14 protein-coding genes are annotated in these 16,024 nt (G+C 36.5%); all 14 read left to right on the top strand.

The annotated features are described in order from the left end of the window. Positions 1 to 5: 5 nt before the first annotated feature. The 14 genes from ftsL to ileS all read left to right on the top strand — a co-directional run bounded on the left by ftsL (position 6) and on the right by ileS (position 15,792). Positions 6 to 425, top strand: a complete 420-nt coding sequence (gene ftsL, locus PYW36_RS07700; RefSeq protein ID WP_037573154.1) for a cell division protein FtsL — start codon at positions 6 to 8, stop codon at positions 423 to 425. Continuing rightward, positions 406 to 2,547, top strand: a complete 2,142-nt coding sequence (locus PYW36_RS07695; protein WP_037573159.1) for a penicillin-binding protein — start codon at positions 406 to 408, stop codon at positions 2,545 to 2,547. The genes ftsL and PYW36_RS07695 overlap by 20 nt, the downstream gene beginning before the upstream one ends. A 168-nt stretch (positions 2,548 to 2,715) precedes the next feature. Further along, on the top strand, positions 2,716 to 3,681 hold the full coding sequence (gene mraY / locus PYW36_RS07690) for a phospho-N-acetylmuramoyl-pentapeptide-transferase (protein WP_037573162.1): 966 nt from the start codon (positions 2,716 to 2,718) through the stop codon (positions 3,679 to 3,681). Next, a complete protein-coding gene (murD, locus tag PYW36_RS07685; RefSeq protein ID WP_037573164.1) occupies positions 3,682 to 5,031 on the top strand; it encodes a UDP-N-acetylmuramoyl-L-alanine--D-glutamate ligase in 1,350 nt (449 codons plus the stop codon). 14 nt (positions 5,032 to 5,045) lie between these two features. After that, complete coding sequence (locus PYW36_RS07680; RefSeq protein ID WP_037573166.1) at positions 5,046 to 5,933, top strand: cell division protein FtsQ/DivIB; 888 nt, start codon at positions 5,046 to 5,048, stop codon at positions 5,931 to 5,933. Between the two features lie 106 nt (positions 5,934 to 6,039). Continuing rightward, positions 6,040 to 7,479 carry a cell division protein FtsA gene (gene ftsA / locus PYW36_RS07675; RefSeq protein ID WP_037573169.1) on the top strand — a complete coding sequence of 480 codons (1,440 nt, stop codon included), beginning with the start codon at positions 6,040 to 6,042 and terminating at the stop codon, positions 7,477 to 7,479. 29 nt (positions 7,480 to 7,508) lie between these two features. Continuing rightward, positions 7,509 to 8,684 (top strand): cell division protein FtsZ, encoded by a 1,176-nt coding sequence (ftsZ, locus tag PYW36_RS07670; RefSeq protein WP_037573172.1) that lies wholly within the window; start codon positions 7,509 to 7,511, stop codon positions 8,682 to 8,684. A 160-nt stretch (positions 8,685 to 8,844) separates the two neighbouring features. After that, on the top strand, positions 8,845 to 9,636 hold the full coding sequence (pgeF, locus tag PYW36_RS07665) for a peptidoglycan editing factor PgeF (RefSeq protein ID WP_037573175.1): 792 nt from the start codon (positions 8,845 to 8,847) through the stop codon (positions 9,634 to 9,636). 25 nt (positions 9,637 to 9,661) lie between these two features. Continuing rightward, the gene (locus tag PYW36_RS07660; protein ID WP_037573177.1) at positions 9,662 to 10,336 is read left to right on the top strand and encodes a YggS family pyridoxal phosphate-dependent enzyme; all 675 of its coding nucleotides are present in this window, start codon (positions 9,662 to 9,664) and stop codon (positions 10,334 to 10,336) included. Positions 10,337 to 10,341: 5 nt separating this feature from the next. Beyond that, positions 10,342 to 10,950 (top strand): cell division protein SepF, encoded by a 609-nt coding sequence (locus tag PYW36_RS07655; protein ID WP_037573178.1) that lies wholly within the window; start codon positions 10,342 to 10,344, stop codon positions 10,948 to 10,950. 11 nt (positions 10,951 to 10,961) lie between these two features. Further along, positions 10,962 to 11,255, top strand: a complete 294-nt coding sequence (locus PYW36_RS07650; RefSeq protein WP_037573179.1) for a YggT family protein — start codon at positions 10,962 to 10,964, stop codon at positions 11,253 to 11,255. A gap of 170 nt (positions 11,256 to 11,425) precedes the next feature. After that, positions 11,426 to 12,196 (top strand): YlmH family RNA-binding protein, encoded by a 771-nt coding sequence (locus PYW36_RS07645; RefSeq protein ID WP_037573180.1) that lies wholly within the window; start codon positions 11,426 to 11,428, stop codon positions 12,194 to 12,196. A 23-nt stretch (positions 12,197 to 12,219) separates the two neighbouring features. Then, positions 12,220 to 12,855, top strand: coding sequence for a DivIVA domain-containing protein (locus PYW36_RS07640; protein ID WP_037573181.1), 636 nt, complete (start codon positions 12,220 to 12,222; stop codon positions 12,853 to 12,855). Positions 12,856 to 13,044: 189 nt separating this feature from the next. Continuing rightward, entirely contained in the window at positions 13,045 to 15,792 is a 2,748-nt protein-coding gene (ileS, locus tag PYW36_RS07635) for an isoleucine--tRNA ligase (RefSeq protein ID WP_037573183.1), read from the top strand. Positions 15,793 to 16,024: the final 232 nt, after the last annotated feature.

Raw genomic sequence — 16,024 nt, 5'->3', positions numbered from 1 at the left:
GTAAAATGGCAGTAGAGAGAATATATGAACCATATCAACATGATATACCGCAACCACAGGTTAGACCTAATCCACAACCTAGACCTTCAACGCAACCTAAAACCCGCAAACAACAAGTAAAAAAGACTGTTGTTGTCGGCCTGACTCGATTTGAGAAGATGTTATACATATCGTTGATAACTATCATTGCCGTTATCAGCATCTATATACTATCTTTGAAAATGGATGCTTATGATACGAATGGCAAGATAGCAAATTTAGACCAAAAAATTGAAAGACAAACGAGCCAAAATAGCGCATTAGAAGCTGAAACAAAGCAAAACGCATCATATCAACGCATCTATGAAAAAGCTCATAAGCAAGGTATGAGTCTTAAGAATGACAATGTAAAGGTAGTGCGTAAAAATGCCGAAACGCAAAATTAAGATAAAAAAAAATAAACTAGGAGCAGTCCTCCTTATATGCTTTTTTGGACTGCTCTTTTTTCTATTGGTTTTAAGATACAGTTTTGTAATGCTCACTGGCCATTCTTCTGGTGAAGATTTGATTGTTAAAGCGAATCATAAATATTTAGCTAAATTAGAAGAACAAGCGGAGCGAGGAAAGATATATGATCGTAATGGTAAAATTCTAGCCGAAGACGTCGATCGCTTCAGATTGGCTGCGGTTGTTGACCCTAAAGCGAGTAAAGATTCTAAAAAGCCACGCCATGTAAAAGATAAAAAAGATACAGCCAAAAAATTAGCAAAAGTCATTGATATGCCCGAAAAAGAAATTGAGAAAAGATTAGAAGCAAAAAAAGCTTTTCAAGTTGAATTTGGAAAAGCGGGGCAAGGATTAACTTATCAAGATAAAGAAAAAATTGAGAAAATGAACTTGCCAGGGATTACCCTTTATCCCGAAGTTGAGCGTTTTTATCCGAATGGCAATTTTGCCTCTCATTTAATAGGTTTAGCACAAAAAAATCCAGACACTGGTGAACTTAAAGGTGCATTAGGTGTTGAAAAAATCTTTGACAGCTATTTATCTGGTAAAAAAGGTCATTCTTCATTTACTACTGATATTTGGGGATTTATTACGCCAAACTCAAAAAATGAAGTCTCACCTGAACGTGGAGACGATGTTCATTTAACGATTGACTCTAATATTCAAGTCTTTGTAGAAGAAGCCTTAGATGATATGGTGCAACGTTATGATCCTAAAGATGTTTTTGCGGTAGTTATGGATGCCAAAACGGGTGAAATCCTCGCCTTTAGTCAACGTCCAACATTCAACCCTGAAACTGGAGAAGGGTTTGGAAAAAAATGGGCTAACGATTTATTCCAAAATACGTATGAACCAGGTTCTACCTTTAAAAGTTTCGGACTTGCAGCAGCTATTCAAGAAGGAAAATTTGATCCTAAGAAAAAATATGAATCTGGATACCGCGATATTCAAGGGTCTAGAATTTATGACTGGAACAAAAAAGGTTGGGGAGAAATTAATATGGGACTAGGTTTCACATATTCTTCCAATACTTTGATGATGAAATTACAAGATTTAGTCGGTGCCGATAAAATGCAAGCTTGGTACGAAAAATTTGGCTTCGGTAAAACGACAGGCAGTTTATTTGATGGTGAAGCGACAGGTCATATTGCTTGGGATAACGAATTAATGCAAAAAACATCAGCTTTTGGTCAATCTACCACTGTCACACCGGCACAAATGTTGCAAGCACAATCTGCATTTTTTAATAAAGGAAATATGATTCGTCCATATTTCATTCAATCCATTATGAATCCAAATGACGATAAAACATTTTATAAAGGTAGTCGAAAAGAAGTTGGCAAACCGATTACGAATGACACCGCAGAAAAAGTGAAAAAGCAACTCGATGAAGTTGTAAACAGCGAAGACAGCCACGCAAAAAATTATCGTGTCGACGGATATCGTATTGGCGGTAAAACTGGGACTGCACAAGTCGCAGATGAAAAAAATGGCGGTTATGTACAAGGACCTAATCCATATTTTGTAAGTTTCATGGGGCATGCACCAAGTAAAGATCCGCGTATTGTTGTTTATGCCGGAATGAGTTTGGCACAAAAAAGAGACCAAGAAGCGTATGAAATGGGCGTGAGCCGTGCGTTTATTCCAATTATGCAAAACTCACTTCAATATTTAAATGTAGGGAATGAAGAAGTGCAAAATAGTGGTAAAATTAATGAAGTTCCTGATGTGACGAATCAATCAGTTCAAAAAGCTGAAGATGCGTTGAAAGGAAAATCGTTTAATCCTGTAGTCATTGGCAAAGGTGAAAAAGTTGTTAATCAGAGCCCAGACAGTAAAGCAAAACTTCTGCCAAACAGTAACGTGCTCATTATGACAGATGGAGATTTAACGATGCCGGATATGACAGGATGGACACGTGACGATGTCATTGCCTTCCAATCACTGACAGGCATTAAAGTGAAGGTGAAAGGCAGTGGTTTTGTGAAGTCGCAATCCATTTCACCACAAGCAGCTATTGATAAAAAGCAAACGGTTGAAGTAGAGTTGAAAGCACAATAACATCTATGAATGAAGACAAAAATGTGCAAAAGAATGAATAAGCGATGATAGGATTGACGCTTGGGGGTGAAACATTGAGTTCAAATGAAAGTTTGATTTCAGTTTCACTCCTAATTATATATATATTAAAAATGACTAATAATCTAATGAATAAAAAGGAGAACTAAGATGAGCTTTATTATTGCGATAATTGCATTTGTTATCACTGCGGTGTTAGTACCAGTACTAATACCTACATTAAAAAGAATGAAATTTGGCCAGAGTATTCGCGAAGAAGGTCCTGAAAGTCACATGAAAAAAACAGGGACGCCGACAATGGGGGGACTTACATTTTTAATTAGTGCGATTGTAACGACGCTAATTGCAAGTGTTTTTGTAGACCAAGCAAGTCCCTTATTATTATTGGTATTTGTGACTTTAGGTTTTGGATTGATTGGATTTATTGATGATTACATTATCGTCGTGAAGAAGAACAATCAAGGGTTAACGAGTAAGCAAAAGTTTCTTGCGCAAATTGTAATTGCGGTCATCTTTTTTATGGTCGCAAAAGGTATGAATGCGTTTGATTTTTCTACAAATATTAATTTGCCGTTTACAGATGTGAGTATTCCACTCTCTATCGCCTATGTTGTCTTTATCGTTTTCTGGCAGGTCGGCTTTTCAAATGCAGTCAACTTAACGGACGGTCTTGATGGTTTAGCCACAGGGTTATCTATCATTGGATTTACAATGTATGCCATCATGAGCTTTATTTTGGACCAGCCTTCTATCGGATTATTTTGTATTATTATGATCGCAGCGCTTGCCGGTTTTCTTCCATACAATATTAATCCTGCAAAAGTATTTATGGGCGATACAGGAAGCTTGGCATTAGGTGGTATATTTGCGACAATCTCGATTATGTTAAATCAAGAAATTTCATTATTGTTCATTGGACTTGTATTTGTGTTAGAAACTTTATCAGTGATGATTCAAGTGACTTCATTTAAATTAACTGGAAAACGTATATTCAAAATGAGTCCACTCCATCACCACTTTGAACTAGAAGGTTGGAGTGAATGGAAAGTGGTAGGTGTATTTTGGACAGTGGGATTAATTTCTGGACTCATTGGTTTATGGATAGGAGTGAGCTAATTGTTAAATTATACAGGGTTAAAAGGAAAAAAAGTATTAGTCATTGGTTTAGCCAAAAGTGGATATGAGTGCGCGAAATTACTTCATCAATTAGGGGCTGATGTGACAGTCAATGACGGTAAAGATTTATCACAAGATGCACATGCTCATGACTTAGAAGCGATGGGGATTCAAGTCGTGAGTGGTGCGCACCCTATTGCATTATTGGATGAATCACCCATCATCTTCAAAAATCCAGGTATTCCTTACACGATTTCGATTTTAGAAGAAGCACAAAAAAGAGGCTTAAAAATTTTGACCGAAGTGGAATTAAGTTATTTAATTTCCGAGGCACCAATTATAGGAATCACCGGAACTAACGGAAAAACGACAGTAACCTCACTGATTGGTGATATGTTCAATAAAAGTAGAGAATCAGGGCGATTATCTGGAAACATAGGATATGTCGCCTCTAAAGTTGCACAAGATGTACGTGCAGATGAGTACTTAATTACAGAACTTTCTTCATTTCAGCTTTTAGGAATAGAAAAATACCGACCACATATAGCGATTATCACAAATATTTACTCCGCACATTTAGATTACCACGAAACATTAGAAAATTATCAAAACGCTAAAAGACGGATTTTTGAAAATCAAACCGAAAGCGATTATTTAATTTTCAATTATCATCAAAGACATTTAATTGATACAACAAATGTAAAATCAAAAATTATCTATTTTTCAACACAACAACCTGTGGACGGAATTTACGTCGAAAATGATTATATTGTTTATAAAGGTATCCATTTAATTCACCTCGATGATATTGTGTTGCCGGGTGAACACAATTTAGAGAATATTTTGGCAGCAGTCATGGCTGCAATATTAGCAGGTGTTTCGATATCTGCCATTGTACAATCTCTAACGACTTTCTCAGGTATTGAACATCGTTTACAGTACATTGGAAATAATAAAACAAACAAGTACTATAACGATTCAAAAGCAACAAACACATTAGCAACACAGTTTGCATTAAATTCTTTTAAACAGCCTATCATTTGGTTATGTGGTGGTTTAGACCGCGGTAACCAATTTGACGAGCTTATTCCTTATATGAAAAATGTGCGAGTGATGGTCACGTTTGGTGAAACGCAGAAGAAATTTGTACAATTAGGAGAAAGTCAAGGAAAATATGTAATTAAAGCGAAAGATGTGTCTGAAGCTGTTGATTTATTACAAGATGTGATTGAACCGAATGATGTTGTATTACTTTCTCCAGCATGCGCAAGTTGGGATCAATATGAAACGTTTGAGCAACGTGGAGAAGCTTTCATCACTGCCTTCCGTAAGCATCTGCCATCACATTAAAGGATGTGACTTAAATGAGTGAACCGATTCAAAAAATAGATAATGCCTATATAAAAGAGAAGAGACGGCAACAGTTACAGAAACGGCGTCGTTTTCAACGCAATTTAGTTTTAGGTCTCATCGTCATTGTGATATGTATCGCTTTGTTTATGTTTACGCCAATAAGCAAGGTGAACGACGCGCAAATTAATGGCAACCATTTTGTTTCTACAGCTGAAATAAAAAAACAACTTCAGATTGACCAACGCCCAAGAGTTTACTCTTATGATGCCAATGGGGCTATTGAACGCATCGAAAAAAATTCTTTAATCAAATCTGTTGATATTCATAAAGCTTTTCCGAATCAACTTATTGTTGATGTAAAAGAGCATGATGTAGTTGGAATAACACAAGAAAAAGATGAAAATGTCCCTGTCATTGAAACAGGTAAAGTGTTAAAAGATTTTAAAGGATCAGTCCCTAATGAAGTCCCTTATTTAAATGGTTTCAAAGGTGAAGAAAAAAGAAAAATTGTTGAAGCCCTTGAAAAAATGGACGCTACCACTAGAGGACAAATTTCTGAAATTAATGCCGCACCTGAAAAAGATCAACCTCACCTTATTCGATTATATATGAGGGATGGTATTGAAGTTTTAGGTAAAACGACGACAATAGCTAAAAAACTATCTTATTATCCTAGTATGTCACAAGCACTTGAAAAGGATGACACAGGTAAGTTAAAAAAATCAGGATATATCGATTTGTCTGTTGGCGCGACGTTTATCCCCTATGAAAATGAGAAACAGGGGGACAACGGTTCGGCAAGTTCACAAGAGCTTCAATCAGGTACGGCAAATGAAGATAAAGCGAAAGATGACTTACAAAAAGCTTTAAATAAAATTAAAGAGAACGAAAAAGAATAAAAGTCAAAAAAGTTCCAAAATAAACGTGTTTATAGTTCACATTGAAAGTGTGTTATTGTAAACTGTTTATAGTGTGAATAAGAATTATGTCAGGAGGTGCCTATCTATGGAAGAGCATTATTATGTGAGCGTAGATATAGGCTCATCAAGCGTTAAAGTAATCGTTGGTGAAAAATTTCATAATGGTATAAATGTGATAGGTACAGGGCAAACCTACACAAGTGGCATTAAGAATGGATTAATTGATGATTTCGATATTGCAAAACAAGCAATTAAAGATACGATAAAAAAAGCATCTATTGCATCAGGTGTCGATATTAAAGAGGTCTTCCTTAAGTTACCTATCGTGGGAACAGAAGTGTTTGATGAATCAAATGCACTTGAATTCCATGAAGATACAGAAATTAAAGGAACGCATATTGAACGCGTATTAGAAGGTATCCGTGAAAAAAATGTAGAACCTAACACAGAAGTGATTAATACTTTTCCACTTAAATTTGTGGTTGATGGTAACAATGAAGTTACAGATCCTAAAGAACTTGTTGCCCGTCACTCTCTAGAAGTGGATGCAGGCGTTATTGCGGTACCACAAACATTACTCATTAATATGATTAAATGTGTCGAAGCTAGTGGCGTAGATGTTTTAGATGTCTATTCAGATGCATATAACTACCGTTCAATTTTAACACCGACTGAACGTGAGTTAGGTGCTTGCGTCATTGATATTGGTGAAGATTTAACGCAAATTGCTTTTTATGAAAGAGGAGAACTCGTAGACGCTGATGTTGTTACGATGGCGGGACGAGATATTACAGAAGACATACAGCAATTTTTAAATACTACATATGAAACTGCTGAAAAAATTAAACAACAATATGGACATGCATTTTATGATTCAGCATCAGATCAAGATGTATTTACTGTTGAACAACTTGATAGTGAAGAACCAGCCCAGTTCACTCAAAAAGAATTAAGTGATGCTATTGAAGCGCGAGTAGAAGACATTTTCTTTGAAGTATTTGATGTATTACAAGAATTACAACTGACAAAAGTGAATGGTGGTTTTGTTGTTACTGGCGGTTCAGCAAATCTTTTAGGGATTAAAGAATTATTGACAGACATGGTAAGCGAAAAAGTGCGTATCCATACTCCGTCACAAATGGGAATTCGTAAACCTGAATTTTCATCTGCAATTTCTACAATTTCTAGTAGTATTGCTTTTGATGAGTTATTGGATTATGTTACAATTAATAATCATGATGACGAGGAAATTGAAGAAGAAGTGATTATCGATGAGGCTCCACGTCATGAATCTCGAATGGGTGGATTTGACGGTTTCTTTAAAAAGAAAACTAAAAAACACCCAGACGAAAGAATGGATACTGAAATACCAAATCATGATGCAAGTTATCATGAAAATGAAACATACGAAAAATATGATGATTATGAAGTAGAGGCTGAACGAAATCAAAGACAAATAAACGGTGAACCGCATCACCAAGAAGAAAGTAAGTTCAAAAAAATTATGAAATCATTATTTGAGTAATTGGCTACGAAGATTAGGAGGAATTGTAAATGTTAGAATTTGAACAAGGATTTAATCATTTGGCGACGCTAAAAGTCATCGGTGTCGGTGGTGGCGGTAATAACGCTGTCAATCGAATGATTGATCATGGAATGAATAATGTTGAATTTATCGCAATTAACACAGATGGACAAGCTTTAAACTTATCTAAAGCAGAGTCTAAAATTCAAATTGGTGAAAAATTAACACGTGGTTTAGGTGCAGGTGCGAACCCTGAAATCGGTAAAAAAGCCGCGGAAGAATCACGCGAACAAATTGAAGATGCAATTCAAGGTGCAGACATGGTCTTTGTAACTGCTGGTATGGGCGGCGGTACAGGTACAGGTGCAGCACCAGTTGTAGCCAAAATTGCTAAAGAAATGGGTGCGCTTACTGTAGGTGTAGTTACACGTCCATTTAGTTTTGAAGGGCGCAAACGCCAAACTCAAGCTGCTGCGGGTGTTGAATCTATGAAAGCAGCTGTAGATACATTAATTGTTATTCCTAACGATCGTTTATTAGATATCGTTGATAAATCTACGCCAATGATGGAAGCTTTCAAAGAAGCAGATAACGTATTACGCCAAGGTGTTCAAGGTATCTCAGACCTTATCGCCGTTTCAGGTGAAGTAAACTTAGACTTTGCTGACGTAAAAACAATCATGTCTAACCAAGGTTCAGCATTAATGGGTATTGGTGTTTCTTCAGGTGAAAATAGAGCTGTAGAAGCAGCGAAAAAAGCAATTTCTTCTCCATTATTAGAAACATCGATTGTAGGGGCTCAAGGTGTCTTAATGAATATTACTGGTGGAGAGTCACTTTCTTTATTCGAAGCACAGGAAGCAGCCGACATCGTACAAGATGCAGCTGATGAAGATGTTAATATGATTTTCGGTACCGTTATCAATCCAGAATTACAAGATGAAATTGTTGTGACTGTTATTGCTACAGGCTTTGAAGATAAACCATCTTCTCAAGCACGTAAACAACAAAGTACATCAAGTTTTGGAAGCAGTGCACATAGCACACCTACGAGAGAACCTGGTTTTAACGGTGGACAACCTTCTTCATCTTTACAAGATGATAGAGATGTAGAACCACAACGTGCGCATAGTACAAATGATGACGATATTCCAAGTTTTATTCGTAACAGAGAAGAACGTCGTTCAAGAAGAACACGTCGCTAATACATGTGCAAACATATGCTCATGGATTTCAATTAGCAAATTAATGCGTGTACTCCAATAGTAGATAGGTATTGCTAGGACAAAGGTGAATATTTCATTGTCCTAGCTTTTTGTTTATAATTCGTTGTAAGTTGAAAGTTACAAATTAGGAGGCAATGAAATGCACGCTTTTTCACCCGTAGGACATTATTTGAGTTATGTACCGAGCCAAAATCATCAGGTATTGATTGGAATGTCAACACGTCAAGGCGGTTTAAGTCCATTTCCTAAACAGGCTTTTAATATGGCGCGATACATTGATGATGATCCCAATCATATTACCGAACATCAAAAAATATTAGCGCAGGAAATTGGTTTTCCAACAAAACATTGGGTCTTTCCAATTCAAACTCATGAAGCTAAAGTCGTGGAAGTTCATCAAAAGGATAGAGGAACAAATATTAACACATTATCCGAAACGGAATTGTTTGGCGTTGATGGTTTATATACGTTTGATCGGGATGTATTATTAACGATGTGTTATGCCGATTGTGTTCCCATTTATTTTTATAGCCCAAAACATCATTTCATTGGTTTAGTCCATGCGGGTTGGAGAGGGACTGTAAAGCGTATTGTAGAAGCTTTAATTAAACAATATCCGTTTGATTTAAACGATTTATACGTGGTTATCGGACCTTCAACATCAAATTCCTATGAAATTAATGATGATATTTTATCTCAATTTAAAATGCTACCGATTGATGAATCAAAGTATATTGAGACAAGAGGTTCTAATCGTCATGGTATTGATTTGAAACTTGCCAATCAATTGTTATGTGAATATTTAGGTGTTCCTCATGAAAATATTTACCGTACCACATATGCGACTTCCGAAAACTTGGAGTTGTTTTTCTCATATCGGGTAGAGAAAGGTAATACAGGTAGAATGTTGGCTTTTATTGGACAACATTAATCAGGATTAAGAAAGGACAATATGTATGTCAGTTCAAGATAACTATCAACACATTCAAAATGAAATAAAAACCCATGCCTCCAAGGCAGGTTTAGACATATTACCTCGCGTGATTGCGGTCACGAAATATGTTACAATAGAGCGAGCTAAAGAAGCATACGATGCGGGCATTCGGGATTTTGGTGAGAATCGCATTGAAGGGTTCTTAGCTAAAAAAGAGGCGCTACCGGATGATGTGACAATGCATTTTATCGGCTCACTTCAATCACGAAAAGTGAAAGAGGTTATCAACGAAATTGATTATTTACATGCATTGGATCGTAAAAGTTTGGCTAAAGAAATTAGTAAGCGAGCAACGCATACTGTAAAATGCTTTGTGCAAGTGAATGTGTCTGGAGAAACTTCGAAGCACGGTTTATCTTCGGATGAAGTTATTCCCTTCATTCAAGAACTTGCACAATACAACCATATCCAAGTGGTTGGACTGATGACTATGGCTCCTTATATTGATGATGAAGCGCGCTTAAAAAGTATATTTGAACAATTGAAAATCAAGCGTGTTGAGGTGCAATCATTAAATTTAGATTACGCCCCTTGTACAGAACTCTCTATGGGGATGAGTAATGACTACGCAATCGCAACAGAAATGGGTGCGACTTATGTGCGTATAGGAACAAGTTTAGTAGGAAATGAGGAGTGAGGGTATTGGCTATCAAAGATTTATTCAATGGCTTTTTCGCAATTGAAGATGAAGATGATGACTTCATTGAAGAAGAAGAACGTCGTGAAAGAGCGCGTGAAAGAGAAAGACAAAGAGAAATTGAACAAAATAAAGCAACTGCTGCCGAAGACTATCAACAAGCGCCAACAGCTACAGAACGTCAAAGAGCGCTTCAATCGGTCCCTAAAAAACAACCTTCAAGAATAAAAAATATGCAAAACGAACGAAAATACCAAATTGCTAAAGAACCAACTACACAGCAAGGGAACGTGGTGAGCATGACACAATCACAAGATGCATTTAACAATGGCAGTTCGAAAATGTGTTTATTTGAGCCTCGTGTGTTTTCTGACACACAAGATATTGCAGATGAACTTAAAAATCGTCGTGCGACATTGGTAAATTTACAGCAAATAGATGCAGTATCTGCAAAACGTATCATCGATTTTTTAAGTGGTACTGTTTATGCAATTGGCGGCGATATTCAACGTGTAGGTGCAGATATATTTTTATGCACACCTGATAATGTTGAAGTTGCAGGTAGTATTTCAGAGCACATTGATGCTATGGAAAACCAAAATCAATATGAATAAGGGAGACATCTATGTCAATTCAAATACTTGAAACGATATTCCAATTCATTATTTTTGTCGTTAGAATATATTCTTATGGAATGATTATTTATATATTTATGTCATGGCTTCCTGGTGCACGTGAGAGTGCGGTTGGTCAATTTATGGCGAAACTCTACGAACCCTTTTTAGAGCCATTTAGAAGAATTATTCCTCCACTAGGGATGATAGATATCTCGCCAATTGTGGCATTTATCGTGTTGAACCTATTTCAAAGAGGAATTTATGCAATTTTCCAATTCATCTATACACACTTTTATTTATAAAGCATTGGATTGGGATACAAAGTAATAATGTATCTTTATAAAAGTGTCACTTAACCAATAAAGTGTTGCCATATGTCGCAATACTTCCATATCTTAATCAAGGGGCGAAGACGTGCTAGAGTCTAAGCCCCTTATTTTGCCCATTTATGATTGTATGAAGGAGAGAATCCATGGAGCTTTATCAACATTTTAGGCCAGAAGAACGACCGACGATTGATCATCTCATAGACAAAGCGCGTCAATCCGAGCGTCAGTATAGCCCTGTATTAACTAGTTTTTTAGACCCGAGAGAACAATATATACTAAAAGTTGTTACCGGAAGTTTTCCTGATTTGAATTGTTCTTTTTTTGGAGGGCCACAAAGTGAGAGAAAAAGAGCGATTATAGCACCACATTATTTTGAACCCACGACCGACGATTTCGAAATAAGTCTCATTCAAGTTGAGTACCCTGAAAAGTTCGTGACCATTCAACATCAACATTTGTTAGGTACACTTATGTCATTTGGCATTGAACGCGATCAAATTGGAGACATTATTGTGGGAGAGCAACTCCAGTTCGTTTTGACAAATCAAATTAAATCTTATATTATGATGGAATTAACACATATCAAAAGAGCAACAGTCAAACTAAATGCGATACCTATAGAAAATATGGTAGAATCAAAAGAGCAATGGCAAACACATCATGCGACAGTAAGCGCATTGAGATTAGATGTGGTTCTAAAAGAAATGATAAGAAAATCACGCACAATTGCTCAAACTTTAATTCAACGCAAACGCGTGAAAGTTAATCATACGATAGTGGAAGCTGTAGATTTTCAACTTGATGAAGGAGATTTAATTTCGATTCAAGGATATGGAAGAGCGAAAATGATAGAAATTGGTGAACGAACGAAAAAAGATAAATTAAAATTAACCTATCAAACGTTATTTAAATAGTGTATGATGAAGGAGGAAGCGATATGGCTTTTACACCCAGTGAGATTAAAAATAAATCTTTTACACGTACAAAAAACGGTTTTGAACCTACGGAAGTTGAACAGTATTTAGAACAACTGAGTCAAGAAATCGAACGTTTAAAAGAGGATAAAAAACAACTTGAAAATGTATTGCAAGAAAGAGATGCTCATATCAAATCATTTAAAGATGTTGAAAAATCAGTAGGTGAAGCAATCGTAAGTGCGCAACGTGCTGCAGATGAAACAAAGGCAGCTGCTCAAAAAGAACACGATGCGATTATCCAAAAAGCACAAGCTGAGGCGAATCGAATTGTGAATGATGGCATTGAAAAATCAAGACGACTTTCATTCCAAACGGAAGATATGAAACGCCAGTCTAAAATTTTCCGTTCACGCTTTAAAATGTTAGTCGAAGCACAACTTGACTTATTAAAGAGTGATGACTGGGAATATCTGCTCAATTATGATTTAGATGCACAACAAGTGACTGAGGAAAACTTTCAACATTTAAATCAACAAGATGTGACGCCTGAAGAAAAACAACAAGCACAAAAAAATGATAAAGATGCGAATCAAAAAGACGCCTCTTCAGAAGAAGAATCAAATAAATCAAACGATGAAGACAAGCAAGAAAAGTAAGTGATGCTGACAGCGAGTTAGGGAGGGTGAGAGCCTAATGTAAACACTTTTCTTGTATCACTACATTGTAATTATCAATAATTTTACGAGAGAACTCTAAGCTGAGTTAATAAGGGTGGTACCGCGGCCTTGCCGTCCCTTTAATTGAGCTTAGAGTTCTTTTTGTATATAAAGGAGTGTAACAAATTTATGGATTATAAAGACACGTTATTAATGCCGAAAACAAAATTTCCAATGCGTGGCGGCTTGCCGAATAAAGAGCCACAAATTCAAGCACAATGGGAAGAACAAAAGTTATATGAAAAAATGTTGAAAAAAAATGAAGGTCAAACGCCATTCATTTTACATGACGGTCCACCATATGCCAATGGTAATTTACATATGGGGCATGCGTTGAATAAAATTTTAAAGGATTTTATTATTCGTCATAAAACGATGCAAGGTTACTATGCACCTTACGTACCTGGTTGGGATACACATGGTTTACCGATTGAACAAGCCTTAACAAAAAAAGGCGTTAAACGTAAAGAAATGTCTATCTCAGATTTTCGTAAAAAATGTGAAGCTTTTGCGTTAGAACAAATCGAATTACAGAAAAAAGACTTTAAACGTTTAGGTGTCAATGGTGATTTTGATCATCCTTATATTACATTGAAACCGGAATATGAAGCAGCGCAAATTCGTTTATTTGGTGAAATGGCAGATAAAGGCTTAATTTATAAAGGGAAAAAACCTGTATATTGGTCACCGTCTAGTGAATCATCATTAGCTGAGGCTGAGATTGAATATCATGATAAACGTTCAGCTTCAATTTATGTCGCTTTTGCTGTGAAAGACGCAAAAGGAACTGTCGATGAGGATGCTAAATTTATTATTTGGACAACAACACCTTGGACATTACCCGCAAATGTTGCCATTACAGTTCACCCAGACTTAACCTATGTTCAAATGAATGTAGAAGGTGAAAAATATGTGATTGCAGAAGCGTTAGTAGATGCAGTTGCAGAAGCTTTAGACTGGGATAAAGAAACTGTAGTTCGTGAAAAAGAATTTAAAGGTTCTGAATTAGAATATGTAGAAACACAACATCCATTCATTGACCGCATTTCTCTTGTTATCAATGGAAACCACGTTACAACAGACGCGGGGACAGGCTGTGTACATACAGCACCTGGACACGGTGAAGATGACTATATTGTCGGACAAAAATACGGCTTAGAAGTAATTAGTCCAGTTGACGATAAAGGTGTTTTCACAGAAGAAGCAGGCCAATTTGCAGGCATGTTTTATGATAAAGCCAATAAAGAGATTACAGAATTATTGACTGAAAAAGGAGCCTTGCTGAAACTAAACTTTATTACCCATAGTTATCCGCACGACTGGCGTACGAAAAAACCTGTTATTTTCCGTGCGACTCCACAATGGTTCGCTTCTATTTCAAAGGTACGTGAAGATATTCTTGAAGCCATTGACCAAACTAAATTTAAAGTCGACTGGGGTAAAACACGAATTTACAATATGATTCGTGATCGTGGTGAATGGGTAATCTCACGTCAACGTGTGTGGGGGGTCCCACTACCGGTTTTCTATGCAGAAAATGGCGACATCATTATGACAAAAGAAACTGTCAACCATGTGGCTGATTTATTTGAACAACACGGCTCTAATGTATGGTTTGAACGTGAAGCGAAAGACCTTTTACCAGAAGGATTTACGCATGAAGGTAGCCCGAATGGTCTCTTTACAAAAGAAGAAGATATTATGGATGTTTGGTTCGATTCAGGATCTTCACATCGCGGTGTACTTGAAGGGCGTAAAGAGCTTAGCTTCCCAGCAGATATGTATCTTGAAGGCAGTGACCAATATCGAGGATGGTTCAACTCTTCTATTACAACGGCTGTTGCAACGCGTGGTGTTTCTCCGTATAAGATGCTTTTATCTCACGGTTTTGTCATGGATGGCGAAGGTAAAAAAATGAGTAAATCTTTAGGCAACGTCATTGTCCCAGATACAATCGTGAAACAAAAAGGCGCAGACATTGCACGATTATGGGTGAGTTCAGTAGATTACTTGGCAGATGTACGTATTTCTGAAGAGATTTTAAAACAAGTCGCAGATGTCTACCGTAAAATCCGTAATACACTTCGATTCTTACTCGGTAACGTTAACGATTACAATCCAAATACAGACCGCATCTCTGAAACTGACCTATTTGAAGTGGATCGATACATTTTAAATCGCTTTAGAGAGTTTAAAAATAGTACACTCGATCACTATGATCAATTTGACTATTTGGATATCTATCAAGAAGTTCAAAACTTTATCAATGTAGAACTAAGTAACTTCTATTTAGATTACGGTAAAGATATTTTATATATTGAAGCAAAAGATGCGCATCAACGTCGCAGTATGCAAACGGTGCTTTATGAAATTTTAATCGATTTAACAAAATTACTGGCACCAATCATTCCACATACTGCCGATGAAGTATGGTCATATATTGAGCATCAAGAAGAAGAAAGTGTACATTTGTCTGATTTACCAGAGCGTCACGAAGTCGATCATACGCTTATTGAAAAATGGACAACATTTATGACTTTACGTGACGATGTCAACCGTGCGTTAGAAAAAGCACGTAATGAAAAAGTAATTGGAAAATCTTTACAAGCTAAAGTGAAAATTGGTAATAGTTCCTCTTTTGATACGGTCGACTTCTTAAAACAATTTGATCATCTTCATCAATTGTTTATCGTTTCACAAGTTGAAGTTGTGGATAACCCAGAAGGAGAAGATTATCAACACGCAAACATTGCCATCGTTCACGCTGATGGGGAACAATGTGCGCGTTGTTGGAATTACTCTACAGAATTAGGTTCAGTGGGTGAATATACTGATTTATGTCCACGTTGCCAACAAGTCGTAAAAACATTAATATAAACTATCATTAGCATTTTTTCCTCCACATGAGAGAAGTTTATGATGCATGATGCCAAGCTGTCGACAAGGCAATTCCTTTGTCGACAGTTTTTTGATGTAAACCTTAGACGCAAAGTAAAAATATCATTGTTTCATCAAGCAATAGGGTTAAAAGGACATTTAAGGTAATATTAATGTAAGATAATCTAGGATTTAGTAATTTTTTCATCAATATATGTTACGCTTTTATCGT

Origin of the sequence: Staphylococcus chromogenes (assembly GCF_029024625.1) — a bacterium.
GTDB lineage: Bacteria > Bacillota > Bacilli > Staphylococcales > Staphylococcaceae > Staphylococcus > Staphylococcus chromogenes.
The sequence above is the reverse complement of the archived record's forward strand: the minus strand, read 5'-3'. Positions and strand labels throughout refer to the sequence as shown.